The 18,530-nt window shown below is 67.7% G+C and carries 21 protein-coding genes; 11 read left to right on the forward strand and 10 right to left on the reverse strand.

Translation table 11 applies throughout. From position 1 onward, the window contains the following. Positions 1 to 222: 222 nt before the first annotated feature. The 3 genes from ACZYYX_RS10725 to hglS form a co-directional block, all read right to left on the reverse strand. Positions 223 to 1,041 (reverse strand): SDR family NAD(P)-dependent oxidoreductase, encoded by an 819-nt coding sequence (locus ACZYYX_RS10725; RefSeq protein WP_463814372.1) that lies wholly within the window; start codon positions 1,039 to 1,041, stop codon positions 223 to 225. 93 nt (positions 1,042 to 1,134) lie between these two features. Next, positions 1,135 to 2,682, reverse strand: coding sequence for an L-piperidine-6-carboxylate dehydrogenase (gene amaB / locus ACZYYX_RS10730; RefSeq protein ID WP_463814373.1), 1,548 nt, complete (start codon positions 2,680 to 2,682; stop codon positions 1,135 to 1,137). Then, positions 2,679 to 3,935, reverse strand: a complete 1,257-nt coding sequence (gene hglS, locus ACZYYX_RS10735; protein WP_463814374.1) for a 2-oxoadipate dioxygenase/decarboxylase — start codon at positions 3,933 to 3,935, stop codon at positions 2,679 to 2,681. Before hglS ends, amaB begins: the two co-directional genes overlap by 4 nt. A 23-nt stretch (positions 3,936 to 3,958) precedes the next feature. On the opposite strand from hglS, the gene ACZYYX_RS10740 reads away from it, so the two are divergent. Both ACZYYX_RS10740 and lat read left to right on the forward strand, forming a co-directional pair. Beyond that, a complete protein-coding gene (locus ACZYYX_RS10740) occupies positions 3,959 to 4,429 on the forward strand; it encodes an Lrp/AsnC family transcriptional regulator (RefSeq protein ID WP_335329331.1) in 471 nt (156 codons plus the stop codon). Between the two features lie 236 nt (positions 4,430 to 4,665). After that, a complete protein-coding gene (lat, locus tag ACZYYX_RS10745) occupies positions 4,666 to 6,030 on the forward strand; it encodes an L-lysine 6-transaminase (protein ID WP_463814375.1) in 1,365 nt (454 codons plus the stop codon). Here lat and ACZYYX_RS10750 read toward each other — a convergent pair. Beyond that, entirely contained in the window at positions 5,999 to 6,559 is a 561-nt protein-coding gene (locus tag ACZYYX_RS10750) for a restriction endonuclease (protein ID WP_463814376.1), read from the reverse strand. The two genes, lat and ACZYYX_RS10750, sit on opposite strands and share 32 nt — an antisense overlap. 79 nt (positions 6,560 to 6,638) lie before the next feature. Between ACZYYX_RS10750 and ACZYYX_RS10755 the strand changes: the two genes are divergently transcribed. Then, positions 6,639 to 6,998, forward strand: coding sequence for a hypothetical protein (locus ACZYYX_RS10755; RefSeq protein WP_463814377.1), 360 nt, complete (start codon positions 6,639 to 6,641; stop codon positions 6,996 to 6,998). Here the strand turns inward: ACZYYX_RS10755 and ACZYYX_RS10760 are convergent. Both ACZYYX_RS10760 and ACZYYX_RS10765 read right to left on the reverse strand, forming a co-directional pair. Then, positions 6,951 to 7,238 (reverse strand): hypothetical protein, encoded by a 288-nt coding sequence (locus ACZYYX_RS10760; protein ID WP_463814378.1) that lies wholly within the window; start codon positions 7,236 to 7,238, stop codon positions 6,951 to 6,953. The two genes, ACZYYX_RS10755 and ACZYYX_RS10760, sit on opposite strands and share 48 nt — an antisense overlap. Beyond that, positions 7,235 to 8,569 carry a proton-conducting transporter transmembrane domain-containing protein gene (locus tag ACZYYX_RS10765; RefSeq protein ID WP_463814379.1) on the reverse strand — a complete coding sequence of 445 codons (1,335 nt, stop codon included), beginning with the start codon at positions 8,567 to 8,569 and terminating at the stop codon, positions 7,235 to 7,237. Before ACZYYX_RS10765 ends, ACZYYX_RS10760 begins: the two co-directional genes overlap by 4 nt. 169 nt (positions 8,570 to 8,738) lie before the next feature. On the opposite strand from ACZYYX_RS10765, the gene ACZYYX_RS10770 reads away from it, so the two are divergent. Then, positions 8,739 to 9,089 carry a helix-turn-helix transcriptional regulator gene (locus ACZYYX_RS10770; RefSeq protein ID WP_463814380.1) on the forward strand — a complete coding sequence of 117 codons (351 nt, stop codon included), beginning with the start codon at positions 8,739 to 8,741 and terminating at the stop codon, positions 9,087 to 9,089. Between the two features lie 197 nt (positions 9,090 to 9,286). Next, entirely contained in the window at positions 9,287 to 9,454 is a 168-nt protein-coding gene (locus tag ACZYYX_RS10775) for a hypothetical protein (RefSeq protein ID WP_463814381.1), read from the forward strand. Positions 9,455 to 9,558: 104 nt separating this feature from the next. Here ACZYYX_RS10775 and mbp1 read toward each other — a convergent pair whose 3' ends face one another. After that, positions 9,559 to 9,795 carry a microaggregate-binding protein 1 gene (mbp1, locus tag ACZYYX_RS10780; protein ID WP_335329323.1) on the reverse strand — a complete coding sequence of 79 codons (237 nt, stop codon included), beginning with the start codon at positions 9,793 to 9,795 and terminating at the stop codon, positions 9,559 to 9,561. 315 nt (positions 9,796 to 10,110) lie between these two features. On the opposite strand from mbp1, the gene ACZYYX_RS10785 reads away from it, so the two are divergent. Then, positions 10,111 to 10,542 carry an ATP-binding protein gene (locus ACZYYX_RS10785; RefSeq protein WP_463814382.1) on the forward strand — a complete coding sequence of 144 codons (432 nt, stop codon included), beginning with the start codon at positions 10,111 to 10,113 and terminating at the stop codon, positions 10,540 to 10,542. A gap of 62 nt (positions 10,543 to 10,604) precedes the next feature. Further along, complete coding sequence (locus tag ACZYYX_RS10790) at positions 10,605 to 11,330, forward strand: RNA polymerase sigma factor SigF (RefSeq protein ID WP_463814383.1); 726 nt, start codon at positions 10,605 to 10,607, stop codon at positions 11,328 to 11,330. Here ACZYYX_RS10790 and ACZYYX_RS10795 read toward each other — a convergent pair. Then, positions 11,301 to 11,744, reverse strand: a complete 444-nt coding sequence (locus ACZYYX_RS10795) for an STAS domain-containing protein (RefSeq protein WP_463814384.1) — start codon at positions 11,742 to 11,744, stop codon at positions 11,301 to 11,303. The two genes, ACZYYX_RS10790 and ACZYYX_RS10795, sit on opposite strands and share 30 nt — an antisense overlap. Positions 11,745 to 11,979: 235 nt before the next feature. Here ACZYYX_RS10795 and ACZYYX_RS10800 point away from each other — a divergent pair, with 235 nt between their 5' ends. From ACZYYX_RS10800 to ACZYYX_RS10815, 4 genes are all read left to right on the forward strand, one after another. Beyond that, entirely contained in the window at positions 11,980 to 12,534 is a 555-nt protein-coding gene (locus tag ACZYYX_RS10800) for a nucleotidyltransferase family protein (RefSeq protein ID WP_463814385.1), read from the forward strand. Positions 12,535 to 12,646: 112 nt separating this feature from the next. After that, a complete protein-coding gene (locus ACZYYX_RS10805) occupies positions 12,647 to 12,892 on the forward strand; it encodes a hypothetical protein (protein WP_463814386.1) in 246 nt (81 codons plus the stop codon). Between the two features lie 303 nt (positions 12,893 to 13,195). Further along, positions 13,196 to 14,743, forward strand: a complete 1,548-nt coding sequence (locus ACZYYX_RS10810) for an Ig-like domain-containing protein (RefSeq protein WP_463814387.1) — start codon at positions 13,196 to 13,198, stop codon at positions 14,741 to 14,743. A 21-nt stretch (positions 14,744 to 14,764) separates the two neighbouring features. Beyond that, a complete protein-coding gene (locus ACZYYX_RS10815) occupies positions 14,765 to 16,249 on the forward strand; it encodes an Ig-like domain-containing protein (protein WP_463814388.1) in 1,485 nt (494 codons plus the stop codon). Here ACZYYX_RS10815 and ACZYYX_RS10820 read toward each other — a convergent pair. Then, the gene (locus ACZYYX_RS10820; protein WP_463814389.1) at positions 16,242 to 16,559 is read right to left on the reverse strand and encodes a hypothetical protein; all 318 of its coding nucleotides are present in this window, start codon (positions 16,557 to 16,559) and stop codon (positions 16,242 to 16,244) included. The two genes, ACZYYX_RS10815 and ACZYYX_RS10820, sit on opposite strands and share 8 nt — an antisense overlap. 77 nt (positions 16,560 to 16,636) lie before the next feature. Further along, entirely contained in the window at positions 16,637 to 18,436 is a 1,800-nt protein-coding gene (locus ACZYYX_RS10825) for an acetyl/propionyl/methylcrotonyl-CoA carboxylase subunit alpha (RefSeq protein WP_463814390.1), read from the reverse strand. Positions 18,437 to 18,530: the final 94 nt, after the last annotated feature.

The following is an 18,530-nucleotide window of genomic DNA, read 5'->3' on the forward strand; positions in this document are numbered from 1 at the left end:
GGGTGGTGCCGCCGGTGGTTGCAGTGCGGGATGACCGACCACCACCCGGCGTGGAGCACGGCCCGCGGATTGGTTAGCGGGTGCGGCGGACAGGACTCACTAGCTCGTCTGACGACCAACCGAGGATTTGCTGTGAGTCGATCCCGGGTGGGCGTCCGAGCCGGGGACCGGGATTGCGGCGGTCGGGCCTACCGGCAGTACCGGTCGGTGATGACGGGATTCTTACGTCTGGCTCTGTGCACGCAGTGCGCGCTGGTAGCGCCGCATGCCCGAGATCCACCGGTCGTAGTCACCGCCCTTGTGCCGGTACATCTCCAGCAGTTCGGCGTGCGGGAGCACCAGGAAGCGGTCGGCGAGAATCGCTTCGATGGTCGCGGCGGCCACGTCGTCGGCGCTCAGCACCGCCGCGGACTGTTCGATCGACGATGCGCCGAGTCGGGCGTCGGGATCGTCGGTGCTCCGAACTGCCTGCAGCAGAGGTGTTTCCACGCCGAGTGGGCACACGCAGCTGACTCCGATGCCGTCGTCGCCGTAACTGATCGCGAGCCACTCGGCGAATCCGACGACGGCGTGCTTGCTCACCGCGTACCCGGCCGCCCCGAGTTGGGTCAACAGCCCGGCCGCCGAGGCGACCGAGACGAAGTAGCCCGAACCCTTCGACTGCCAGTGCGGCACAAGCAATCTCGCAGCCCGAATGTGCGCGCGCAGGTTGACGTCGAGGATCGTGTCCCAGTCGTCCTCGGTGCCGAGGCCGGGTCGGCCGATGATGCCGGCGTTCGCGATGTAGATGTCGACGGGGTCGAATTCCCGGCTCGCCAGCGTGATCATGCCCTCGATGTCGACGACGTCGGCGGCGTCGGCTCTCAATCCGATGGCCTGCCCGCCCTGTGAACGGATCGCCTCCGCGCAGGCGTGCGCGCCCGCCTCGTCGAGGTCGCCGATGACCACGCGCACGCCGCGGGCGGCGAGTCCGGTCGCGAGCGCCGCGCCGATGCCCGACGCCGCGCCGGTGACGATCGCGACCTTGCCGTCAAGTTCCATACCCCCGATTCTCGACCGCGAGCGCGCGCAGAATGCACGCCCGACGCGGCGTGTCGGCGTACAAACGCGCTCGCTCGTGGCGCAGGATGCCGATCAGCCGAAGTGGACGCCCTGGGCAAGCGGGAGCTCCGAGGAGTAGTTCACCGTGTTGGTGGCCCGGCGCATGTACGCCTTCCACGCATCGGAGCCGGACTCGCGGCCGCCGCCGGTTTCCTTCTCGCCGCCGAACGCGCCGCCGATCTCCGCGCCCGAGGTACCGATGTTGACGTTGGCGATGCCGCAGTCCGACCCGTCGGCGGCCAGGAACCGCTCGGCCTCGCGAACGTCGAGAGTGAAGATGGCCGACGAAAGACCCTGCGGGACAGCATTGTTCAAGGCAATCGCCTCGTCGAGCGTATCGTAGGTGAGCACGTAGAGGATCGGTGCGAAGGTCTCGTGGTGCACCACCTCGCTCTGTGCGGGCATCCGCACCACGGCGGGCCGGACGTAGAACGCGCCCTCGTCCCCGACATCCACGCGATCGCCGCCGATCACCTCGCCGCCCTCGGTCCGGGCCTGCTGCAGCGCGCCGACCATGTCGCGGTAGGACCGCTCGTGGATAAGCGGGCCGACCAGCGTGCCCTCGTCTGCGGGGTCGCCCACCGGCAGCTGCTCGTAGGCCGCGACGATTCTGCCCACCAGCTCGTCGGCGATCGACGAGTGCACGATCAGCCGGCGCAGTGTCGTGCAGCGCTGACCGGCTGTCCCTGCGGCGGAGAACACGATGCCGCGCACCGCCAGATCCAGGTCGGCCGACGGCGTCACGACGGCGGCGTTGTTTCCGCCCAGCTCGAGCAGCGCCTTGCCGAAGCGCTGCGCCACCCGCGGTCCGATCTCGCGGCCCATGCGCACCGAGCCGGTCGCCGACAGCAGTGCGACACGCGGATCGTCGACCAGCTGCTCGCCGACTTCGCGGCTGCCCTGCACCAGCTGGGAGACGCCGGCGGGTGCGCCGACATCGGCGCACGCGCGGGCCAGCAGCGCGTGGCAGGCGATCGCGGTCAGCGGGGTCAGCTCGGACGGCTTCCACACCACGGTGTCACCGCACACGAGCGCCACCGCGGTGTTCCACGCCCACACTGCGACGGGGAAGTTGAACGCCGTGATCACGCCGACCACGCCGAGGGGATGCCAGGTCTCCATCAGCCGGTGCCCTGGCCGCTCGGAGGCGATGGTCTTGCCGTACAGCTGGCGGGAGAGGCCGACGGCGAACTCGCAGATGTCGATCATCTCCTGGACCTCGCCCAGAGCCTCCGAGGTGATCTTGCCCGCCTCGATCGTCACGAGCGTGGCCAGCGCGTCCTTGTGCTCGACCAGGAGCTGGCCGAGCCGGGCCACCAGGGCTCCGCGCACAGGGGCCGGCGTCGTGCGCCAGCTGCGGAACGCGTCGGCGGCCGCGGCGATGGCCGCGTCGACCTCGGCCGCGGAGGACTCAGCGACGGTGAACAGCACGTCGCCGTTGACCGGGGAACTGGCGGTGATGCCGCCGGCGTTCGGTGCGCCGAGAGACACTCGGGCGCCCACCTTGGCCAGCGCCTCCTGCACCCGGGCGCGCAGGTCATCGGAGGTCGGCAGGGACGTGGACGTCACGGTGGAGGTCATGATGAGGCGACTTTCTCGTAGAGGTGGTAGGGGTCGTGAATATGGTGGCCGATCGCGGCGGCCATCCAGTCGCGGCTGTAGTCGGTGTGGTCGGCGCCGCCCTCGGCGGAGGCCGAATTGTTGCCCGCGGCGGCGGTTGAATCGCCGTCGAGATTGGAGCGGAAGATGCCGGCCGCCGAGGCCGGCAGGAAGTCTTCGTAGACGACGGGACGGGTCGGATCGCCCCCGTGGTAGTACGCCAACCCGGAGGCGGCGAGTTCGGCGTCCGTGGCGGGGAAGTACCGGCCCCACTGCGTCTCGGGGTCCGGTGAGGCCATGGCTGCGTCGTACCGTTCGCGGCCCAGCGGGGTCAGCGCCACGCCCCGCTGTTCGACCTCGCCGAAGCGCACCCGCAGGGTTCCGTCCACAACCGAGCCGTCCGGCTCGCGGAACCGGCGCGGCTCGGCCAGCGCCCGGAACGAGGTCTGGCGCAGCAGGACCCGCGGGCCGTCGGTGCGGGGTGGGCCCTGGATGTGATCGATCATCGTGATGCCGCGCGCGGTCATCCGCTGCTGCAGCGCGTCGATGTCGAGCACCCGGGGCGTCAGGTGATTGATGTGCGTGGACCGCACCCCGGCGATGTCGGCGGCCACCGCGGACACCGTCGACAGTTCGTCGTACCAGCCGCGATCGATGGGGTCGCGCGACAGTGCAAACGCAAGGACGGCGGCGGCGACGAAGTCGCGTGCGTCGTCCTGCGGGCAGGCGCCGTGGGCTGCGATGCGGCAAGCGGTCGCGATCAGGGCCGGGTCGAAGAGCTGCCGAGCATCGAGGAAGCGGGCCACCCGGTGCGCGAGGTCGTCGGAGAAGAAGCGCCGGTCAGCGACCGCGAGCATCGAGGTGAACACCCGAAAGGGATTGCGGGCGAGCTCTTCCGGCTCGATCGGGCGGAACGCCGTCGACACCACGGGCACTGGGGACGCCGCTTCACGGAGGTCGTAGTAGCCGACGGGAAACATGCCGAAGGCAGCGAAGAGGTCGGCGACCTGCGCCAGTTCGACCGCGCTGCCGACGCGGATCGCGCCGTGGCGTTCGGCGGTGACGCGGTCGAGCGAGCCCAGGCGCGCCGCGTCCTCGTCGTCGGCGGCGACAGCCCTGTTCACTTCGGAGCTGACCTCCACGAGGGTGTGGTACGCGGGCACCTCGGCGCCGTACATGGCGGAGAGTCCAGCGGCGAATTGCGCGCGCAATTGCCAGGTTTGGACGTCAGGCACGGGTCCTCCGATACAGTGCGGCCATGACCGGGCCCGACGAATGCCAGCCGCTCGACGAGATCGACCGTGTGCTGGTCCGCGAACTCGTCGCCGACGGGCGCGCCACCCTGGCGCATCTCGCGGCGACCGCAGGGCTGTCGGTGTCAGCGGTGCAGTCGCGGGTGCGCCGGCTCGAATCGCGCGGTGTGGTCACCGGATACACCGCCCGGATCAATCCCGAGGCAGTCGGCAACATGTTGTCGGCGTTCGTCGCCATCACCCCTCTCGACCCGTCGCAACCCGATGACGCCCCCGCCCGACTGGAACACATCTCCGAGATCGAGGCGTGCTATTCGGTGGCCGGCGACGACAACTACGTGCTGCTGGTCCACGTGAAGTCGGCTCGGGCGCTGGAGAGCTTGCTGCAACGCATCCGCACCGCGGCCGACGTCAAAACCCGCAGCACGATCATCTTACATAAATTTTACAGCGACAGGCGCTCAGTACCGGAGTAGTTCCTGTTTTACGCGGGTTTTATCGAAATATTCAAGATCGCTTGGTCGGGTTCTGCGGAAGACTTGCCGACCACGGCCACCTTCCTATCCAGCTCGTTCGGTAACGATCCGGGCTGCGGTGTTTGCCTCGTGCCACAGGCGCTGGCCCCGGAAAAGAGTAGCGTGTAAACACCGCTGACGGGAAACTTTGTACCTTTAGGGCATTCTTAACGGAATATTTGCGCTATAGTCGGCCCATGACCGACGTTCTGGCGGCGCCTGCTGTCGCATCCCGGATCACTTCCGACATCACTCCCGAGGACGTGCGCCCGGTTCTGGCCCGCAGCATCCTGGCCGACGGGCTGGATCTCGTGCTCGACGTGGAGCGCTCGCGTGGGTCGTATCTGATCGACGCGCGATCCGGCCGGGGCTATCTCGACATGTTCACGTTCTTCGCATCGTCGGCACTGGGCATGAACCATCCGGCACTCGCCGATGACGAGCAGTTCCGCGCGGAGCTGACCGCGGCCGCGCTGAACAAGCCCAGCAATTCCGATGTGTACAGCGTGCCGATGGCACGCTTCGTAGAGACCTTCGCCCGTGTCCTCGGCGACCCGGCGCTGCCGCACCTGTTCTTCGTCGACGGCGGGGCACTGGCCGTCGAGAACGCACTCAAGGTGGCCTTCGACTGGAAGAGTCGGCACAACGAGGCGCACGGTCGCGATCCGGAGTTGGGAACGAAGGTGCTGCACCTGCGCGGCGCGTTCCACGGCCGTAGCGGGTACACGATGTCGTTGACCAACACCGACCCCAACAAAGTCGCGCGCTTCCCGAAATTCGACTGGCCGCGCATCGACGCGCCTTATCTCCGGTCGGGGGCCAGTGTCGAGGCGCTGGAAGCCGAGTCGCTGAGGCAGGCACGTGCCGCGTTCGAGGCCGCACCGCACGACATCGCCTGCTTCATCGCCGAGCCGATCCAGGGTGAGGGCGGCGACCGACACATCCGGCCGCAGTTCTTCGCCGCGATGCGTGAGCTGTGCGACGAGTTCGACGCGCTGCTGATCTTCGACGAGGTGCAGACCGGCTGCGGGATCACCGGAACAGCTTGGGCCTACCAGCAATTGGGCGTGCAGCCCGACGTGGTGGCGTTCGGCAAGAAGACGCAGGTGTGCGGCGTGATGGCCGGTGGCCGGGTCGACGAGGTCGGCGACAACGTCTTCGCCGTGAGCTCGCGGATCAACTCGACGTGGGGTGGCAATCTCGTGGACATGGTGCGGTCGCGCCGCGTCCTGGAGGTCATCGAGGCCGACGGGCTCTTCGACTGCGCCGCGGACAACGGCCGCTATCTGCTCGAGCGCCTCGACGACGTGGCCGCCGCGTTCCCCGCGTTGGTTCGGGACGTGCGCGGCCGCGGTCTGATGTGTGCATTCAGCCTGCCGAGTGCGGAGCAGCGCGACACGCTGGTGGCACGGCTCTGGGACGCCGGGGTGATCATGCTCGGCTGCGGTCCCGACAGCGTCCGGTTCCGGCCCGCGCTGACGGTGTCGCGCGCGGAGATCGACGCCGCGGTCGACGCGGTGCGCGCGGTGCTCAGGTCGATGTCGGTTCGATCGGTCGGGTGAGTCGGCGGATCGTCGAGCGCAGCCGCGGCAGCTCGTCGCCACCGACGAGTTCACATCCGTGGCGTTCGGCGAGTTTGCGCGCCGCAGGGGTGAATTGATGGTTGGTGACGACCATCGTGCGGGTGCAGTCCTGCATGGGCGCACCGGCGACGACCTCCTGGACGGCGCTGGTGCCGACCGGGCGTGACTGCCGTTTGCATTGCACGGCCAGTCGGTCGGGCCGGTGCCCGAGGATCAGGTCGACGCCCCAGTCGCCCGACAACGGCGTCATGATCACCGGCACGCCGGCCGCGCGAGCGATCCGGGCCACGTAATCCTCGAACTCGGTGCCCGACATCTCGTCTCGGGCGTCGGTCTCGCGGGCTCCCGGCGTGGCCGCGCCCACGACGATGGCTGTGAGGAACCGCGGCACGAGCGGCGTGGCGACCGCGATGGCCACACACCACCACGGCGATACCCCGCAGAGCGCCGCTCCCATCCCGGCGGCGATGCCGAGGGCGCCCGCCAAGCGCCACCGAGTCCGCGTCACCCCCGGATCGTAAGCACCGACGGTGACAGTGTCGGCTGCCGACGTTTACCAGCGCAGATCACAGGGAAGTCACGATCCCATGACGGACCTGTCGGGCCATGAGCATCGGTCGGGCATCGGGTATGACGACGACCGGGGTGTGCGCGATGCCGTGCGCACGGGAGTCGGTTTCGCCGCCGCGGGGCTGCTGTTCCTGGTGACGGCGTCCCTGTGGATGAGCACCTGCACCGGGTCCACCATCGACGCGTTGGCATGCGGGGCCCCGCAGCGCGCGGGCGCTGCGGTCGGGGCGCCGCTGATCCTGCTGGTGGGCGGAGCGCTGTCGCTGCTGCGGGGCGCGAAGATGCAGCGCGAGACACCGGCCTGGTGGGCCTGGCAGGGTGCCGGGTGGCTACTGATCGCCCTGACGGCAATCACCGCCCTCCCGGCTCTGCCCTGAACTGCATGCCGAAAAGTGTTCTCTGTCAGACCATCTCACGAGAACGCCGTTGGTCTCCTCGACGCCGAGCGTCGCGTCCACCCGGATCGTCCCGTCCTGCGGGTTGACGGTCGCGCACACGATGCCGCACTGACCCCGGTCGACCCTGCGGGCCAGCGCGGGGGAGCGCTGTGTGAGCCCCAGTCCCGTTTCGACGATGTGCGCGGAGGCGACCGAGTCCACCGAATCGGCTGCTGTCATCGAAGGGCTCCTGTCGGGTGAAGGGTTCCGGCGGACAGTGCGTGTGTGTAGAGCCGCGGTGATGCCCGCAGGCTCGCCACGGCACTCAGCACCATCACTGCGGCCGCGATCACGGCCCACACCGTCGCCGGCGATGCGGTCGCGGCCGGCAGCGCCGGGGCCAGGTATCGGTGGAGGATGCCGACCACCGCGAGGTAGGCGATCGCGGCGGGCACCATCACCGAGATGGCGCCGAGGACGCCGCCCGCTGTGGGCTGCCGGCGCAGCCACCCCCACAGTGCGGTCGAGCCGGTGGCCCAGGCGAACACGAGCAGGGCGACGTCTGCGGCGTGGCCTTCCTGCCAGGCCGGCGCCAGCGCGACGCCGAGGGCGAGGGTGGCCGGTGGCAGCAGTGCCGCGGCGGCGGCGACAATCCACAGATGCATGCGGGAGAGAGCGCGGGGTGGTGCGAGCACATGGCGGCGGTGCCGCGCGATCGCCGATCCCGACGACAGGAACATCGTCGCCTTGTAGAAGCCATGTCCGATCAGGTGGATCACCGCGGCAGCCCACAATCCCAGCCCGCAGGTGAGCATCATGAAGCCCATCTGCGCCATCGTCGAATAGGCCAGCGCCCCTTTGATGTCGGGGCGAACGAGCATCAGCACCGCGCCGTAGGCCATCGACGCCACTCCGGCGGCGATGACGATGCCTGACGCCAGCGGAGTGCCGAGCACACTCAGCTTCACCAAGAGCACGCCACCGCCGTTGACGACACCCGCGTGCAGTAGCGCCGACACCGGCGTGGGTGCGGCCAGAGTGGCGGGCAGCCAGCGATGGAAGGGGATCTGGGCCGAGCGGGAGAGCGCGGCGACGACGATGAGGACTGCGATCAACGGTTGCGTTGTCTCGCGGCCGAATTCGTGCAGCGTCACCGCGATCCACAGCGCGCCATCGCCGATGGCGAACGCCAATGCCGTGCGCCGTACGCCGTCGCGGGCCATGGGCAGCTCGCGATAGGTGGACAGCAGGAGGCACAACGCCATGCCGGCTGCGGTCCAGCCGATTGCGAGGCCGACGAGCGTGGTAGCGGTCGCCATGGCCGCGGCTGCCGACGTGAGAAGCAGTGCGCCACTGCTGAACCAGGCGGCTCGATCATCGCCGGCGAGATAGCGCCCGGCGAAACCCTGTGCGATGGAGGACACTCCGAAGATCAGCACGAGCAGCGCCGCCGCGAGGTGGTCGTGTGCCACCGGCGAGTTGACGACTGCGATCAGCAGTCCGGCCGTCGCAGTGGCGGTTCCGAGGCGGCCGACGAAGCGCGGGGCTCGTCGTCCGATGATCGCGGACACCAGACCGACGAGTGCGGGGGCGACGATCAGCGTCGGCAGGACCGGAGTCGCGAAAGCGCTCGACGTGCGAAGTGAATTACGCGTATTACGTCTCGTGTTTCAAAATTCGTAAAACGAGACGTGAACCAAATCCCGAACCGGACTGTGCGCATCACTTAAGCTGTCGCCGATGCCCGCCTCACGCAAAAGCCCTGGCAAAACGGCACCGCGCCCGGCGGCAGCCCCTCCGGCAGCCGATGTGTCGTCCACGTCGCGGACGTGGACGTTCCTGACCAACCACGGACATGTGCTGCTGTGCCTCGCGCAGGGGCGATCGCTGACAGCGCGCGAGTTGAGTGTGCTGATCGGGATCACCGAACGATCTGTCCAGACGATCCTTGCCGACCTCATCGCCGACGGATACGTCGACAAGTCGAAAGTCGGCCGCCGCAACAGCTACACGGTCAACCGCGACGGGCGGATGCGACATCCGGTGGAGTCCGCGCACACCGTCGGAGAGTTGATCGACGCTCTGACATGACCCACAGCAGCTGGTAGCGGTGCTTCCCGACCTGCGTCTCATAGACGACGGTGTCGGTGCTTTGGGCCACGATTCGTGACAGACATCCTTCGCGGCAGCAAGGCACTTTCCGCCGGTGTGCTGACGCGGCGTGTTCTTCAGAGCGGATACCGCGGGCTCTTCCCTACCGATCGAGATGATCCGTCGCTTCCCCCGAGGTGCAGGCGCTTGCCGACCGCTATCCGTCAGCGCGGGTGCGGCTGATTCTGCGCAAGCGCTGGCCCATGGTGCCCCGGACAGGTGTGCGTGTCGGATCGGCGGCCCGGGGTGACGTCGACCTCGGCTCCGAAGATCTCAAGATCGGCATCGACGTCGAAGACCGGTGAGGTACTCGGCCGTGTTGGTCTGGCCTTGGAGCGGCAAAGCTATCGGTGTTGACGCAACAGACAGGCCCGACCGGTCGTACCGGTCGGGCCCGTCGAGAGTCTGCTTACTGGTTGGCTTCCTGGCGCTTCTCGGCGGCCTTGGCGCCCGCGCGGGCCGACTCGGCCTCGGCTTCCTTCTCCGCGACCTCACGCTGCGCTTCGGCCTTGTCCTGCTGCGCTTTGCCTTCTTCCACCATGTCGTCACGTCCGGCGACGGTGCCGACAGTCTCCTTGGCCTTGCCCTTCACGTCCTCGACGACGCCTTTGATGCCCTCTGCGGGGCCGCTGTTCTTGTCAGTCATGATGACCTTTCGGCTGGGGTTGTCGTCCTCTTATTCCGACTTGTGGTCGGTCGGTCTGGGCTTCCCCGCACCTCGCGAGCTAAACGGGTGACGCGCGTCTCATCGCGGATACACAGAATTGCGCGCTGACGCAAGGCTTTTCGGCCCCGAGTTTGCAGATTTGGGGGCCGGGGTATGGGTTGCGCACCATGTCATCAACAGTTAACCGGCGGCACGCACACACAGATTCGGCGCTCGTCGCGACAGGCCGGAGCACCCGTGGGTAGCGGCGACGCGCCCTGGGGTAGTCTCTCGGGGAAGTTTTCGGGAGGTCAGATGGCGCAGGGCGCGAGCCACGTCAACGGGAAGCGGCACAGCGCTCAGTCCGTGGAGTTGCGAGTCGCGGCGACGCTGGAGAATCTGGCCGTGCTGCGCACGCTGGTCGCGGCGATCGGCACCTTCGAGGATCTCGACTTCGACGCCGTCGCTGACCTGCGGCTCGCCGTGGACGAGGCCTGCACCCGGCTGATCCGGTCCGCCGTCCCGGACTCGACGTTGCTGCTCATCGTGGACCCGCAGTCTGAAGCGCTGGTCGTCCACGCGTCGACCACCTGCGACAGCCCAGACATTCTCGCTCCCGGGAGCTTCAGCTGGCACGTTCTGAGTTCCCTGACCGACGAGGTGACCACGTTCTCCGATGGTCAGTCGCCGGAAGGCCAGGTATTCGGTATCTCGATGACGACAAGGCGAGCGAGTTCGTTGCAGTGACCCGGTCGTCCTCCCAGGGTTCGTCCTCGCGATCGAGCTCTGAATATGCGGACGTGGTCGCCATGTTCCGGAAGCTGGAAGGCCTCGAGGAGGGGTCGGCGGCGTTCCAGCGTCAGCGCGACGCCATCGTCGAACGCTGCCTGCCGCTGGCCGATCACATCGCCCGCCGGTTCGACGGACGCGGGGAGCCCCGCGACGACCTGGTCCAGGTCGCCAGGGTCGGCCTGGTCAACGCGGTGATCCGCTTCGACGTCAACGCAGGGTCCGACTTCGTGTCCTTTGCGGTACCCACCATCATGGGTGAGGTTCGCCGGCATTTCCGAGACAACAGCTGGTCGGTCAAGGTGCCTCGCCGGCTCAAGGAGCTGCACCTGCGGCTCGGCGCCGCTACGGCGGACCTGTCGCAGCGTCTGGGCCGCGCGCCGACGGCTACCGAGCTGGCCGCTGAACTCGAGATGGATCGCGACGAGGTCATCGAGGGCCTGGTGGCGGGCAGCTCGTACAACACGCTGTCCATCGACAGTGGCGGCAGCGGCAGCAACGAGGACGCCCCGGCGATCGCCGACACCCTCGGTGATTTCGACATGACTCTCGACCAGATCGAGAACCGCGAGGCGTTGCGTCCGCTGCTCGAGGCCCTGCCGGAGCGGGAACGCACGGTCCTGGTGCTGCGGTTCTTCGAGTCGATGACCCAGACGCAGATCGCCGAGCGGGTGGGCATCTCGCAGATGCACGTGTCCCGGCTGCTGGCGAAGTCGCTAACGCGGCTGCGAGACCAGCTTCAGTAGTCGCGGGGGATCGCTGTGCACGGTGGTCAGCGCGGTGGCGACGTCGACGCAGATCGGCAGCGTGGAGTCCGGGTCGCACAGCCGTAGCAGCCGATCGACGGCGAGGCTCGGGATGAGCGCCCACCGGATGTTCTCGCCGGCGCATTGCACGTTGAGCGTGTGCAGCGCCGAGAAGCCGGCTGTGGCGAAGAAGCTCAATCCGCTCAGGTCGATCACCAGCCATTGGGTCTGCTTCGCGTCCCTCAGGGCGTACGCGACGAACGCGTTGCCGTTCGCTGCGTCGAGTTCGCCCTGGGCGGAAACGATGGCGGTCGCCGGCTGCGGTCGGCGGGTCTGGAAGAACGCGGAGTGACACACGTGTGTCTCCGTGCCTTCCGGCGGTGTAACGGGGGCTTCAGCCACTCTTGGCTCCATCAGTCGAAAGGATTTCGTGATGTGGTCGCGCCAAGGGGGCTGAACTAAAGAAGCCTGCGCGGGAATTACAGACCCGCGTGACGATGACGTTTCCTCAAGTGGGCTGGTTCATCAACCCGTTGATCTGACCATACGCGTACGCAGTGATCTTGGACAATGAGTTTGGTCAGTTGTTCACAAATGTCAACCATTTAGATGTCAAAATTGCCACACCGTGGGGAGGGCTGTCGCGAAAGTGTCTGTCGCTCAACGGTATTCAGATGTAGGTATCGTCCTGGCGGCGGGTGCCGGCACCCGCTTCGGCATGCCCAAGGTGCTTGCTGACACCGGCCGATGGTTGGTCTCGGCGGTGACTGCTCTCCATGACGGCGGGTGCCGCGACGTGGTCGTGGTGTTGGGTGCCGCCGTCGACGGCGTTGCGATCCCACATCCAGCGCGGGCCGTCGTCGCGCGCGACTGGGCCGACGGACTCAGCGCATCGGTGCGCGCAGGGGTGCTCGCGCTGGGCGATGAGGCTGACCGCGCAGTCTTCCTGCCGGTCGACACTCCCGACGTGAATGCCGCGGCTGTCAGGCGGGTGCTCGACGCCGCGCGCGGCACCGGGCTGGCGCGCGCGAGCTACAACGGCAGACCGGGGCATCCGGTGGTGATCGCCCGCAGGCACTGGGCGGCGCTGCTCGACACGCTGGCCGGAGACGACGGTGCCGGGCCGTTCCTGCACACGCGGGAGGATGTCGCGGCGGTCGACTGCGCCGATCTCTGTTCGGGCGCCGACATCGACACCCGGTGATGTCCACCGATCGGGGGACATGACGATCCTCCGGCATAAGGCCTGATCACCGGACAGACCTCGGGCGCGCGGCGGGCGAGAGTTGAGTCATCACTCAACGAAGGAGCTCACCATGAATCGCTTCACCCGCATCCTCGCCCTGCCCCTGCTCTCGGCCGGAATCATCGGCGGCGCCGCGCTCGGGCTGGCCGGCACGGCCAGCGCCACGATGAGCGTCAACGACGACGGCAGCATGGTCGCGACTCCCGACACCGTCGCGCAGCCGTGGGTCGGTTGGCCGCGAGTCGGCTATGGCTACTATTACTGGCCGCAGCAGAGCTTCTCGACGCCCAGCTGGTCGATCCAGCAGAGCCACTGACGTCCCCTGCGCGAGCAGACGCGAACTCGCGCGTTTCGAGCCCGATTCTCCCGAGTTCGCGTCTGCTCGCGGGAAAGCCTGATGGTAAACGGATTTGCTGTAGGGTTTACGTACTTATTGACGAGTGGGTCATTCGTCGTGTCCACTATTCCCACTGTACTTTGCTGATCGATCAGGGGCGCCAGACAAATTCTGACGAATCATGCTGACAAGTCGACTATTAAGTCCGCTCTACAAAATCTGTATGCGAACTAACAGTTTGCTGTACTGTGCGGTGAACATCGGGACGAGGGGGGTTTGTCGGTGAGTGCTGTCAGTGCCAGCATCCGGCTGGGTTTGGCGTCGGCGGGGCTGGGTGCGGGCCTGCTGGGGTTCGCGTTGCTGGGACCCGAGATCGGGTCAGCGGCGGCCGACTCGAGCGAGACGTCGGTGTCGACCTCGGCCAGTGATTCGGCGGGACCGTCGGCGAAGGCCGATCGCCGGGAGCGGATCGCCGAACGCAGGAGTGCGGCGCAGCGTGCTCGTGACGAGCAGGCCGGCGACGATGCCGATTCGCCGCGAGACGACCGGGAAGACCGCCGCGCTCGCAGAGCACAAGCTCAGCAGGAGCGGGCGGAGCGAGCGGCGAAGAAGATCGACGAGATGACGGCCGAGGCGCAGGCCCGGATCGAGGCGCGCCCCGTCAGTGACGCCAAGAAGGAGAGACTGGAGGAGCGCCTGGCGACAGTACGCCGGACGTTCTTCAACCAGGCGCCGACGGTCGCGCCGGTGCAGGTCACCGGCGTCGTCCGCGGGCCGGTGACGGGGACGGTCGGCGGAGTCGATCCCGACGGCGACCGGATCGTCTACCGCCTGGCAGAGCGGCCGAAATCCGGAGAGGTCACGCTCAACCGAGACGGGACGTACACCTATACGCCGGGCGAAGGCTTCACCGGTGTGGACACCTTCACTGTCACCGCTGTCGACATCGGACCGAACATCAACCTGCTGAACTGGTTCCGCCCCGGCGCGACAGCAGCCGACATGCTCATCAACCACGGCGCCATCACGTTCGACTTCCGCTACGAGGTGGGCGCCGAGAATTGGACGCCGGATCGTCAGGCGGCGCTCAACCGAGTCGCCGAGAACATCACTGAGTACCTGAGGGTCCTCAAGCCGGTGACGATCGCATACCGCGTCGAGGGCGCCAACGAGCCCCTCGCGACATGGCTTGCCGGCGCTGACAGTGACCTGATCAGTGAGGACCCCGGGTTCTGGCGGACGGTGGTACAGAACAAGGTGATCTCCGGTGTCGACTCCAACGGCGACGCCGTCGACGGCGTCATCGAGTGGAACTTCGCATTCCCGACCGCGATCGGCGACGTCGTCACGGGCAAGGATTACGACTTCACCAGCATCGTGATGCACGAGCTGATGCATTCCTTCGGGTTCCTCTCCGTGGCGGGGCCCCCGGGAACCAATGGCGATCGCCGCAACTGGTCGGTGTGGGACAGCTTCCTGGTGTCGGCCGACGGTACGAAGCTCGTATCAGCCGACTACCGCTGGCCTGAGAGTTCCGATCGCTATCTGCTCGGCGCCGACGGCGGCCTGAATCTCGCCGGTCCGAATGCGCTGGCGGCTTACGGCAAGCCGGTGCCGGTGTATTCACCGTCGAAGTGGGCGGACGGAAGCTCGGGCTCGCACCTGGACACCGACACGTTCACCGGCGACGACTACCAGCTGATGAACCACCGCATCAAGGCTCAGGGCGCCCTCGGCGTGCGTGAGCTCAGCCCGATCGAGATCGGGATCCTGCGCGATCTCGGCTACATCGTCGTGCCACCGCTGACTGCTGTGTCGGCGTGGGCGTAAGTGAACAAGGGGGGATATGTCATGGGCGTGAGGTGTGGGCAGTTCGCGGTGCGGCGCTGGCTGACGCTGGGTGCAGCGTCGGCGGGGATGGGCGCGGCGCTGTGGGGTCTGTCGTTGACCGGCCCGCAGGTCGGGGTGGCGTCGGCGGATAGCGAGACGTCGGTGTCCGCGCCGGCGGGTGAGACAGCCGGCCCGTCGGCGAAGGCCGATCGCCGCGAACGGATCGCCGAGCGCAGGAATGCTGCGCAGCACGCACGCGAGGAGCGGACTGTCCGCCGAGCCGATGCTGACGAGCCTGCCGAGAATCCGAGGAAGGCTCGGCAGGAGCGGGCTGCCGCGGTGATCAATCAGATGACCGCGAAGACGCTCGAACGCATCGCCGACCGGCCGATCAGCGACGAGCGCAAAGAGCAGCTGGAAGAACGGCTCGCCAACACGCGTCGGACGTTCTTCAATCAGGCGCCGACGGTCAACCCCGTCCAGGTCACCGGCGTGCTGGACGGGCCGATCAGTGGCACGGTCGGCGCGGAGGACCCCGACGGCGACCGGTTGCGGTACCGGCTGGTCAAAGGTCCGTCGACGGGGTCGGTGACCGTCAACAAGGACGGGTCCTACACCTACACCCCGGATGACGGATTCACCGGCGTGGACACCTTCGTCGTCGCGGCCAGGGACCTCGGTCTGCATGTCAACCTGCTGAACTGGTTCCGCCCGGCCGCCACCCGCGCCGAATCGATCATCAATCACCGGGCCATCACGTATGACTTCACCTGGGTCGGCGACGAATGGACGGCGGACCGCAAGGCAGCGTTCCAGCGGGCAGCAGACTACATCGCGGGCTTCTTCGTCGTGAGGACGCCGATCGTGCTCTCCTACGAGCTCACCGCGATCAACGATCCTGACTACCTCGTGAACGCCGATACTCTGGCGGCCTTCACCGAGCCTCCCGGTCTCCTGCAGACCTCCATCCAGCATGAGGTGCTCACCGGCGTCGACGTGGAGAACGGTGCCATCCAGGCTTTCCTGAACTGGAACTTCGCGTGGGAATGGGCGACGGGTGACGTCGTTGCGGACGACGAGTACGACTTCCAGAACACCGCGCGCCACGAGCTCCTCCACTCGTTCGGCATGTACTCGCTGGCCAGTTCCGATTTGGGCTACTGGTCCGTCTACGACAGCTTCCTGACCACCGCGGACGGGACCTCGCTGTTTGGCCCGGATGGCAAGCTCCGCCCCGACGCACAGGACTACATCGACGGACTCAACGGTGGCGCCTACTTCGGCGGTGCGCATGCCGTCGCCGCCTACGGCGGTAAGCCGATCCCGCTCTCGAAGTCGGGGTCGCCGTCTCACCTGGACCGGTTCGTGTTCTCCGGTGACGACTTCAAGTTGATGAACGACAAGAGCCCCGGGCCGGGGTGGCACGACGTGCGGTACATCAGCCCGATCGAGTACGGCATCTTGCAGGATCTCGGCTTCACGATGCGGCCTGCGCCGATCAGCTGAGCATCGCCTCGGCGAAGCGGGCCACGGCGTCGGCCCCGGTCTGAGCTGCCTGCTCGTGGCCGGGGCGGGCGCGGGTGGAGACGGCGCGGGTCTGCGGATCGAGGGTCACTTCGGCGAGCAGCTCGCCCGTCGTGGGCTCGCAGACCGCCCAGGTGAAGAGGATCTCTGACGCCCAGTGGGCGAGGGCGTGATCGACGTAGTCCGCCCGGTGTTCGCCGAGATCAGCGAGCGCTGGCCGGTCGTCGACACGGTCGTCGGCCCGTAGCGCACGGAGGTACCACGCGCCGGCATTGATCTCGACGGGCTCCATGCGCTCAGTGCGCCGAGTGCACGGTTTCTGACGGAAATCGGCGCGAATCCATCAGAAACCGTACGTTCGGCGTCAGGTCACTCGCTCTTGAGCTCGCAGAGGACGGTGCCCTGGGTGATCGCGGCGCCCGCCTCGACGGACAGGCCGGTGACCACGCCGTCCTTGTGGGCGGTCACGGGGTTCTCCATCTTCATGGCCTCCAGCACAGCGATCAGCTCGCCAGCGGCCACGGTCTGGCCCTCCTCGACTGCGACCTTGACCACGGTGCCCTGCATCGGTGCGGTCACCGAGTCGCCCGACGCGGCCGCTCCGCCGCCACCGCCACGCTTGCGTGGCTTCGGCTTCTTGCGGATGGCACCCGACGGCGATCCGCCGCCGTTGCCGAGCGCCAGATCGCCGGGCAGCGACACCTCGAGGCGACGGCCGCCGACCTCGACGACGACGGTCTGCCGGGGCAGCGTGTCCTCTTCGGAGACCGGGTCGCCACCGGTGAACGGCTCGACGGTGTTGTTCCACTCGGTCTCGATCCAGCGGGTGTGCACATCGAACTTGGTGCCGTCACCGATGAACGCGGGATCGGAGACCACGGCGCGGTGGAAGGGGATGACGGTCGCGAGGCCTTCGACATGGAACTCGGCCAGGGCCCGGCGAGAGCGCTCGAGGGCCTCCTCGCGGGTGGCGCCGGTGACGATCAGCTTGGACAGCATCGAGTCGAATTGGCCGCCGATCACCGAGCCCGCCTCGACGCCCGAGTCCAGGCGCACGCCGGGGCCGGTGGGGATGTCGTAGCGGGTGACGGGGCCCGGGGCAGGCAGGAAGCCGCGGCCGGCGTCCTCGCCGTTGATCCGGAACTCGAACGAGTGCCCACGCGGCGTCGGGTCCTCGGTGATGTCGAGGGCTTCGCCGTTGGCGATCTTGAACTGCTGACGCACCAGGTCCAGACCGGAGGTCTCCTCGGTGACCGGGTGTTCCACCTGCAGGCGGGTGTTGACCTCGAGGAAGGAGATCAGGCCGTCCTGGCCGACGAGGTACTCGACCGTGCCGGCGCCGTAGTAGCCGGCTTCCTTGCAGATGCGCTTGGCCGACTCGTGGATCTCCTTGCGCTGCGCGTCGGTCAGGAACGGCGCGGGCGCCTCTTCGACGAGCTTCTGGAAGCGGCGCTGCAGCGAGCAGTCACGGGTGCCTGCGACGACGACGTTGCCGTGCTGATCGGCGATGACCTGGGCCTCGACGTGGCGGGGCTTGTCGAGGTAGCGCTCGACGAAGCACTCGCCGCGGCCGAACGCCGCGACGGCCTCACGGGTGGCCGAGTCGAACAGCTCGGGGATCTCCTCGAGGGTCCGCGCCACCTTCATACCGCGGCCGCCGCCACCGAATGCCGCCTTGATGGCGATGGGCAGGCCGTGCTCGTTGGCGAAGGCCAGGATCTCGTCGGCGTCCTTGACCGGGTCCGGCGTGCCGGGCACCAGCGGCGCCTCGGCGCGGGCGGCGATGTGGCGGGCGGTGACCTTGTCGCCGAGATCGCGGATCGACTGCGGGCTGGGTCCGATCCAGATCAGCCCGGCGTCGAGGACGGCTTGGGCGAAGTCGGCGTTCTCGGAGAGGAAGCCGTAGCCGGGGTGCACGGCGTTGGCGCCGGACTTGGCGGCGGCGTCGAGCAGCTTCTCGAACACCAGGTAGGACTCCGCGGAGGTCTGCCCGCCGAGCGCGAATGCTTCGTCAGCCAACCGCACGTGCGGGGCGTCGGCGTCGGGCTCGGCGTACACCGCCACGCTCTCGAGTCCGGCGTCCTTGCATGCTCGGATCACCCGGACGGCGATCTCTCCGCGGTTGGCGACGAGCACCTTGGAGATCCTTGAGCTGGCGTGAGTGGCCACTGCGCCTCCTGATGGCATGTCATTTCTAAGAGCGTCTTAAAGAATGTATCTCGGGGGAGTTTAAGCGGCCGTGCTCGACCCACTCCACGCCGGT

Source organism: Mycobacterium sp. IDUB_1, assembly GCF_055419625.1.

Bases quoted from the DNA above. Each gene is read 5' to 3' on its own strand.
- ACZYYX_RS10725 (WP_463814372.1), bottom strand. From the start codon at position 1,041: ATGGAACTTGACGGCAAGGTCGCGATCGTCACCGGCGCGGCGTCGGGC.
- amaB (WP_463814373.1), bottom strand. From the start codon at position 2,682: ATGACCTCCACCGTGACGTCCACGTCCCTGCCGACCTCCGATGACCTG.
- ACZYYX_RS10740 (WP_335329331.1), top strand. From the start codon at position 3,959: ATGACCGGGCCCGACGAATGCCAGCCGCTCGACGAGATCGACCGTGTG.
- lat (WP_463814375.1), top strand. From the start codon at position 4,666: ATGACCGACGTTCTGGCGGCGCCTGCTGTCGCATCCCGGATCACTTCC.
- ACZYYX_RS10755 (WP_463814377.1), top strand. From the start codon at position 6,639: ATGACGGACCTGTCGGGCCATGAGCATCGGTCGGGCATCGGGTATGAC.
- ACZYYX_RS10760 (WP_463814378.1), bottom strand. From the start codon at position 7,238: ATGACAGCAGCCGATTCGGTGGACTCGGTCGCCTCCGCGCACATCGTC.
- ACZYYX_RS10770 (WP_463814380.1), top strand. From the start codon at position 8,739: ATGCCCGCCTCACGCAAAAGCCCTGGCAAAACGGCACCGCGCCCGGCG.
- mbp1 (WP_335329323.1), bottom strand. From the start codon at position 9,795: ATGACTGACAAGAACAGCGGCCCCGCAGAGGGCATCAAAGGCGTCGTC.
- ACZYYX_RS10785 (WP_463814382.1), top strand. From the start codon at position 10,111: ATGGCGCAGGGCGCGAGCCACGTCAACGGGAAGCGGCACAGCGCTCAG.
- ACZYYX_RS10790 (WP_463814383.1), top strand. From the start codon at position 10,605: ATGTTCCGGAAGCTGGAAGGCCTCGAGGAGGGGTCGGCGGCGTTCCAG.
- ACZYYX_RS10795 (WP_463814384.1), bottom strand. From the start codon at position 11,744: ATGGAGCCAAGAGTGGCTGAAGCCCCCGTTACACCGCCGGAAGGCACG.
- ACZYYX_RS10805 (WP_463814386.1), top strand. From the start codon at position 12,647: ATGAATCGCTTCACCCGCATCCTCGCCCTGCCCCTGCTCTCGGCCGGA.
- ACZYYX_RS10815 (WP_463814388.1), top strand. From the start codon at position 14,765: ATGGGCGTGAGGTGTGGGCAGTTCGCGGTGCGGCGCTGGCTGACGCTG.
- ACZYYX_RS10820 (WP_463814389.1), bottom strand. From the start codon at position 16,559: ATGGAGCCCGTCGAGATCAATGCCGGCGCGTGGTACCTCCGTGCGCTA.